At 52.5% G+C, this 6,851-nt stretch carries 4 protein-coding genes and 1 pseudogene; 3 read left to right on the top strand and 2 right to left on the bottom strand.

The window, feature by feature from the left end:
* Positions 1-368: 368 nt before the first annotated feature.
* Positions 369-991: pseudogene (locus ABYT07_RS17795) on the bottom strand (transposase); the annotation flags it as partial.
* A gap of 630 nt (positions 992-1,621) precedes the next feature.
* Between ABYT07_RS17795 and repA the strand changes: the two are divergent.
* The 3 genes from repA (at position 1,622) to ABYT07_RS17780 (ending at position 5,377) form a co-directional block, all read left to right on the top strand.
* Positions 1,622-2,902, top strand: coding sequence for a plasmid partitioning protein RepA (repA, locus tag ABYT07_RS17790; protein WP_372993366.1), 1,281 nt, complete (start codon positions 1,622-1,624; stop codon positions 2,900-2,902).
* Positions 2,902-3,882 carry a plasmid partitioning protein RepB gene (repB, locus tag ABYT07_RS17785; protein ID WP_372993365.1) on the top strand — a complete coding sequence of 327 codons (981 nt, stop codon included), beginning with the start codon at positions 2,902-2,904 and terminating at the stop codon, positions 3,880-3,882. Before repA ends, repB begins: the two co-directional genes overlap by 1 nt.
* A gap of 250 nt (positions 3,883-4,132) precedes the next feature.
* Complete coding sequence (locus tag ABYT07_RS17780) at positions 4,133-5,377, top strand: helix-turn-helix domain-containing protein (protein ID WP_372993364.1); 1,245 nt, start codon at positions 4,133-4,135, stop codon at positions 5,375-5,377.
* Positions 5,378-6,748: 1,371 nt separating this feature from the next.
* Here ABYT07_RS17780 and ABYT07_RS17775 read toward each other — a convergent pair.
* On the bottom strand, positions 6,749-6,851 hold a 103-nt coding region (locus ABYT07_RS17775), incomplete at its 5' end, for an IS3 family transposase (protein ID WP_121095842.1).

Raw genomic sequence — 6,851 nt, 5'->3', positions numbered from 1 at the left:
ACCGCCCACATATCTCTTCAGATATCTAATTTTCAAAGAGCGTCGAGACAAAAGAAACCAAGATGCGCCGTAAAATCCAGCGCGCCCCGCCTCAATGCCTCAGAATTTCTCCGCTACGTAAACCAACAAAACCTCGCAGCTCCGTCCGTCCCGTCTAGCGCTCCAAACCCGCATCGCTGCGTCTCCGGTATGGGGCGTTCTAAGGTTACTTCCAAATACCCGCAACCTCTTTTTTCTATTTTTTACAATTCAGTCAAAAAACCGGTGTTGCCACAAAAAGTGAGTTCGGCATGGCTCTCCGTCGTCATATAAAATCGAACATCAGAGGGGTTTGAGCTTTGGAGGCTCTAGTTCATTTGTGTGATTGATTATGCGGCTTGTCTTTGGTGTTGCAAGCGGCGTTGTTGGATTGTCCGTTTCTTGATTTTCTCCCTTCCTCTGATGATGGCTTTGTCGCGTCCGAAGGAGACGTCGGCTGGTGTGACGTTGTTCAGGCTCTCGTGGTAGCGTTCGTTGTTGTCTTAATCGATGGCGGCCCGGAACTAGCGTTCGAGGTTACCGGGTAGGTAGTAGTTTTCCAGTAAAACACGGTTCTTCATTGTTTGATACCAACGCTCGATCTTGCCTTGGGTTTGCGGGTGGAAGGGTGCGCCGCGAACGTGATCCATTTTGTAATCTTCCAGCCATTCGGCCAGATCACCGGAGATGTAACAGAACTATTGTCGCTCAGTAGGCGTGGCATGTGGCGAACGTCGGCATGGTCGCAGCCTGACGCCGCCAGTACCAACTCAATTGTCACCTTCACGTCCTCGGCCCGCATGTTCGTGCAGAGCTTCCTATCAATGATGTAACGACTGTAGTCATCCAGGATTGTGCTGAGATAAAACCAGCCCCAGCCAATGATTTTGAAGTAGGTGAAATCGGTTTGCCACATCTCGTTGATGGCAGTCGTTTTATCCGTGAGCTCGTCGGCTGCTTTGGGGGCGATGAATTTCTTGTTGGATGGCGAACAAGCAAACAAGACGATAGAATTGCACAAGTCGCTCGATGTCTTATTGCAGAGATTGAGGGCACCAGTGATCTATGCAAAAAAGGACCTCAGGGTGGGGGCTAGCATAGGGATCGCATTCATAAATGGGCGGAAAGAACCTCCGTCGGGGAGGCGATCCTCAATGCCGATATCGCCATGAAAGCCGCAAAAAAAACGGGCCGCGGGCGTCATGCCCTTTTCGAACAACCTATGCGCGAGGAGGCCCTGAAAAATGCGGCACTCGCACTGGATACCAGCAGGCAATCGTCCCTTGGGGTATAAAAGTCGCCACATATCCACAGCTAGGTGCCAAGACCTTCGAATCTTCCAAAATCGGAGATCGAACTGGCCGGAAACAGGAAAACAAGGATGATTGCGGGGATTTTGTGTCTGTGTTTATAATCAATTGGGGGTATTTTAATATAATGACTCAAGAAAATGTGACACTTGTCCACAGTCTCGAAGCCCTTGAAAATAGGCGCTTCGCCGCACAATGACAAAGCCTGCCTGCAAGACCCCCTGCCCCCCACACCAGAAAAAGCTGGATTTATTGTCATTTGTCAGTGTAACTCAAAAAAACAATTAAAACGAATGAGGGCAGAAATGGGGAACATATCCCAGGAGCAGGTCCACGGGTCGGAAGCTTTGGCAGGCTATTCCGATAAAATTTCCGAGGCTCTGGACACACATTTATCGTACCTTTTGGCGCCTGAAGAGCGAAAGATGCTACGACGTTTCTCGGTACGCGAAGTCGCGCGGTTCCTGAAGTTGAACGAGAACACATTCCGTCATTACATCAAGAACGCCGACGGGCGCATGCCCATCGGCGAGCTGGTTGGCGGCAACCGGCGCATGTTCAAAGCCGAAGATATCGACAATATTCGCCAGTTCCTATTCAATGATGGAAAAATAGCGCCTGAGGCTTACCCCCGCAGACAGGGCGATCAGAAGCTAAACGTGCTGTGCACATTCAACCTCAAGGGGGGTGTCAGCAAGACATCTTCAGCAATCTTGGTTGCACAGCTTCTTGGCCTGCGGGGCCATCGTGTTCTTTGCATAGACTTGGACCCGCAAGCGTCGATGAGCGATATCTTTCAGGTCAGGCCAGATATCGATGGATCTCCGTCTATCTACGAGGCCTTACGTTACAACGACCCCGAGACCAGTTCGGGTCCGAAATCCATGCGCGATGTGATCCAGAAGACATATTTCCACAACGTGGATATCGCGGCATCGGAAATGATGCTAACCGAATTCGAATACGAGACGGCCATCTCCTTCAAGACAGGCATGGGCGGAGAGCCGTTCCACCGCCGTATGTCGGCGGCGATCGCATCGGTTGAGGCCGACTATGACGTCGTGGTCTTTGACACCCCTCCTCAGCTTTCCTTCTCGGTGATCTCTGCGCTTTTTGCGTCAACCGGACTGATCATCCCGCTCAACGCCTCTATGCTCGACAGCATGTCCTTGGGCAAGTTTCTGGGCATGGCAGGAGACCTCATGAAAGCGGTCGAGGGCAGTTCGCGCAAGAAGGATTACGATTTCATCCGGTTCCTGATCACACGGTTCGAACCCACAGATAGCCCACAGGTGCAGATGGCCGGGTTTTTGCGAACGATCTTCTCGGGTGCGGTGCTGAAGCAGGAATTCTTGAAATCCACTGTCATCAGTGACGCGTCAAATTCCAATAACACCGTCATGGAGCTCGAGCCCTCCTCCTTCACCCGCAAATCTTATGACCGGTTGATGGACAGTGTGGAGCTTATCGTAGACGAACTGGAGGAGCTCTGCTTTGCAGCTCGGCACAGGTCAGCGCGCGAGGCCGCTGCGGAAAACTCCCATTCGGATGATAACGCGCGGAGGGCCAGCTGATGCCGCCGCGCAAGAACCTCTTTGGGGGCACCATGGCGAGCATCGCCGCCAAAAGCGCCGATCAGGAAAAGCAAAACGCTGAACCACAGCCTTCCACATCACCCAATGACCAGCTCACATCAAATGACGCCCGCAAAACAGCGCCAACCGTGCGATATTTCCAGATGGGCATGCAGGAGGAGCTGAGCCGGACTGCGCAGGACATCGACACGGCCCTCATCGACGAGAGTCGTTTTGCAGACCGCCTCAATATCGAGGACGGCATCCATGATCTTGCCAACAGCATCCAGACCCGTGGACAGCAGGTCCCAGTTTTGGTTCGTCCCAAAGAAGACGCAGGTCGCTACGAAGTCGTTTACGGCCGCCGCCGGATTGCCGCATGCCGCAGCCTAGGTAAACCTGTCAGGGCTTTTGTCGTTCAGATGAGCGACGAAGAGGCTCTTGTCACGCAGGGAATCGAGAATAACTCGCGCCTCGAGACAAGCTTTATTGAGCGGGCCCATTTTATTCATCAGATGGTTGAATCCAAAGTCTCCTACAGCGTCATAATGGAAGCCTTGGGGATCGAAAAATCACTGGTAGGACGCATGGCCCGGATCTATCAGGCGATCCCCTACGAGGTAATCAAAGCGATCGGCCCTGCCCACGGGATCGGTCGGCGCATCTGGGAAAGCCTGCGTGTTGCGATTGATGCGAGGTCAGACAAGGATCCAGCCGCGATCTCGGCGATGGTCGATACATCGCTGCCCAGCGAAGACCGGGTAAAGGATCTGATCGAAAGATTGAGAGACAAGCCGTCCCAACCGACTAAGCCAGGTCCGACAGAGATCGGATCAGGCCAAGTAACTTTCCTGAGGCGCGGCTCAAAACTTGAGATCAAGGCAAAGTCGAGGGACAGCGAAGCATTTCTGAGATTTCTTGAGGAACGCATGCGCGATATCTACGCAGAGTTCGCCGAGATTGAAAAAGTAAATAAATAATAAAAACAATGACTTAAGCAGCGGTCCGCGGTCCGTGAAGCTGAGCTCAACCCAGGGCCCAATATAGGGTCCAACATCAACGAGCAAAAAAGGAGCAGACAGGAGCAGACAGGAGCGCAAAAGAAAACCCCCCAAAGCCGGAGCTCTGAAGGGTTCTCAAGTATCGTTGCATTTACTTGATACTCGCCTTCCGAATCATTTTCAACATCGTTTTCGGTGAACGGGGAAGTTTTGCCGTCTGAAATTTAGTATGACATATATCAACCCCTCAGTTATGCTGCCGGGGCACAAGGATCCTTTGTGTCAACGCCCTGCAAAAGGCCAATTCCACATCGACCGCTGGGAGGTGCTCCAGCTGGTGAAAGATACCGCTGCCGTGCTTGGCCTATCCGATCGCGACATCGCTGTACTGGGGGCCCACCTTAGCGTGCTCCCCAAAGGGCCAATAAAGTCAGGCCAACTGCTGATGTCTTTCATGCAAGTATCGGCCATCCTCCCCCGCGCCAACTGCATGGAGGAGCGCGGGTTTCGTCGATCAGAGACCCGCCTGGACGAGACTGGTCTTGTGGCCCGTAAACTATCTGCGAACGGCCGCCGCTTTGCCGTGCGAGACGCGTCTGGCCGGATCGTTGATGCTTATGGCATCGATCTTGAACCCCTCTTTCTGAGCATCGACGAACTCAGAGAGATCAGGGCAAGGCTTGAAGAAGACAGGCAGCGCAAGCGTGCGCTGATCTCACGGGTCACCGCACGCTTGTCGGAACTAAAGCGATGGTCCACGGACCATATAGGATATGTGCCTGACGCCCTAAGCGATCTCGCTTTGCTCCTGCGCAATCTGTTCCGGCGCAAGACAATCAGTGTTTCGGACATCTGTGAAGCCGAGAAGCGGGTCGACGCTATTGAAGTACAGATCATCCCCGAGCCAAAACAAGAAGCTCTATCCGCAACAGAGGAGCAACCTACCCTCCCCTGCCCTGCCCCATCCCAGAATTCAGACCGCTTGCGTATTCCATCGGAGCCCTTCGATGGATGCATCGCGAAAGTACCCTGCCCTGCGGCGGACAAATCTGCCGCCGATGCCGGACATATTGACCGGCACATAGAGTCTAAACGAAAAGAATATACAAAAAGAGCCGCATTTAGCAGCAGAACTGCAGACCTCAAACTTTCGGATCTACAGGCAGCTTGGTCAATATGTGTCCAAATCAGCAGCTTTTACCCAGACGGTCCTTGGACTGCGCAGGATCTATGGGATAAGCTGGTCGAATTCTCTTCTTTTTTGGGACTTGGACAAAAATCCGTCTTGAATGCTGTGACAGAAATTGGATGGCGAAATGCGTTGCTCGTACTGGACTATATTGCCCAGAAGATCGCTACGATCAAAGCACCACAGGCCTATCTGGCTAAGATGCTAGAAAGTTATCACCAAGGTGATGCCATTGCAGCGGGACGCGTATGCCGAACTGGACAGTCTGCTAGGCACGTCGCCTAATGTGTCCCGAACCATTTCAAAAGGTGTTCGGAAGAAACAATACATTGAAATCCAGGATGAACTTCGGAAAACAGTGGGAATTATGAACGGCGTCAAGAATGATAAAAACCTCTTATTGAGTGCAGAAGTATTAGCCATAAGCAATTTTCTGTCCACGCCAAGCCTCACGCATTTCGAGCGGCAGCTATTGTGCTATTTGGTGTGCCAAGGCATGGACTGCCATCTCCTTAGATGCCCTGAGTCTAGGTTCAGCATATCGGGCGACATACCACAGTCGGACTGAGGGCAGCCCCCTAGCCTACCGTTTCTCCCTTGCGGCCCTTCACGCCCAGCGGTCTTTTTCTCTTTGGTCATGGTGAGCGTAACTACAGTGTACCGTACAGCATGCCCGATATGATCCACGGACCCATGAGTGCTCCAGCCTAGTCACTCCGCGCACTGTCCAACAGTTTTGGCCGCATCAAAACCGCTAATACCGAAGTCCGCATCAAGATCTTAGGCCCCGCGTATGATGAGTATTAGTCCTTGCTTGCTCTAGCTGGCGCGGTCCGCGGACCGCGCTGTGGAAAGTGAAAACCCAGCGAGGGTCAGCCGTGAAAGGTTTATAGACCCCAGGATATGACCTTATGATCGTTAGGCTAGAAAACTCGGCCCTCGCGCTGCTGACGGAATGAACTTGATGACCTCAGGGATTTCAGATTGACGCATGCATTCAAGGCTTGTGACTTCAACGGTCCGCGGACCGTCTAATCAAAAAACAGCACTCATTGATGCGCGTTCACGATAACTCGCCGGGTTTGCAAGTCGGGCTGCCGTTTCTAGACCAAACAATATTTGCCGCAGATTCTACGCCTCGAATGCTTCGAGCCAATGTGAGTGGGTGGTGAGAACGGAATGACGGCGGGTTGCTGACTGTATCAATACCACGCATTGTAGACCATCCTGTGATCTCAAGCCTTGCATCATTCACGCTCGTATTCGGAATGGCGGTGGAGGTGGCTACCGAGGCGTTGGCCCGTGGGCATTTAGGACGTCAAATTTGACCGTCCGACGCTGGATAATTTCGCCCGTAACGTCATCACCGCGTTCTAGCGTTAATTCTTCAAACTCACGCAGACTGAAGCTGAATTGGAAGTCGAGCGATACACCCAGAGCAATGATCTGACGGGGTAATTCGGGATGTATTGACCATATGTTCTGGCGATGAGTGTTGCGCGGTTCGACACCTCTTCTGCTTCTCCAATACACCCATGTGGGCCCCTCAAATGGAACTACAGCCAAAATGGTCCGTGCTGAACGAGTTCCCGCCGTTCACTAAAAAGTTTGCTTTCCTTGGACCTGTCGCGCTTTCGTGCCGCCCCAAGTGCTCGTTTAAGCCACCTTTCGTTCGAAGGCGACAGGACTTTTCCAGCCCAGTGCTGAGTGGCGGCGACGCGGATTGTAGAAGCCGTTGATGTATTCGAAGATCGCCATT

Origin of the sequence: Sulfitobacter sp. (genome assembly GCF_041552635.1) — a bacterium.
Classification (GTDB): Bacteria; Pseudomonadota; Alphaproteobacteria; order Rhodobacterales; family Rhodobacteraceae; genus Sulfitobacter.
Note: the sequence above shows the minus strand (reverse complement) of the source record. Positions and strands in the feature narration are given on the sequence as shown.

Bases quoted from the DNA above. Each gene is read 5' to 3' on its own strand.
- repA (WP_372993366.1), top strand. From the start codon at position 1,622: ATGAGGGCAGAAATGGGGAACATATCCCAGGAGCAGGTCCACGGGTCG.
- repB (WP_372993365.1), top strand. From the start codon at position 2,902: ATGCCGCCGCGCAAGAACCTCTTTGGGGGCACCATGGCGAGCATCGCC.
- ABYT07_RS17780 (WP_372993364.1), top strand. From the start codon at position 4,133: ATGACATATATCAACCCCTCAGTTATGCTGCCGGGGCACAAGGATCCT.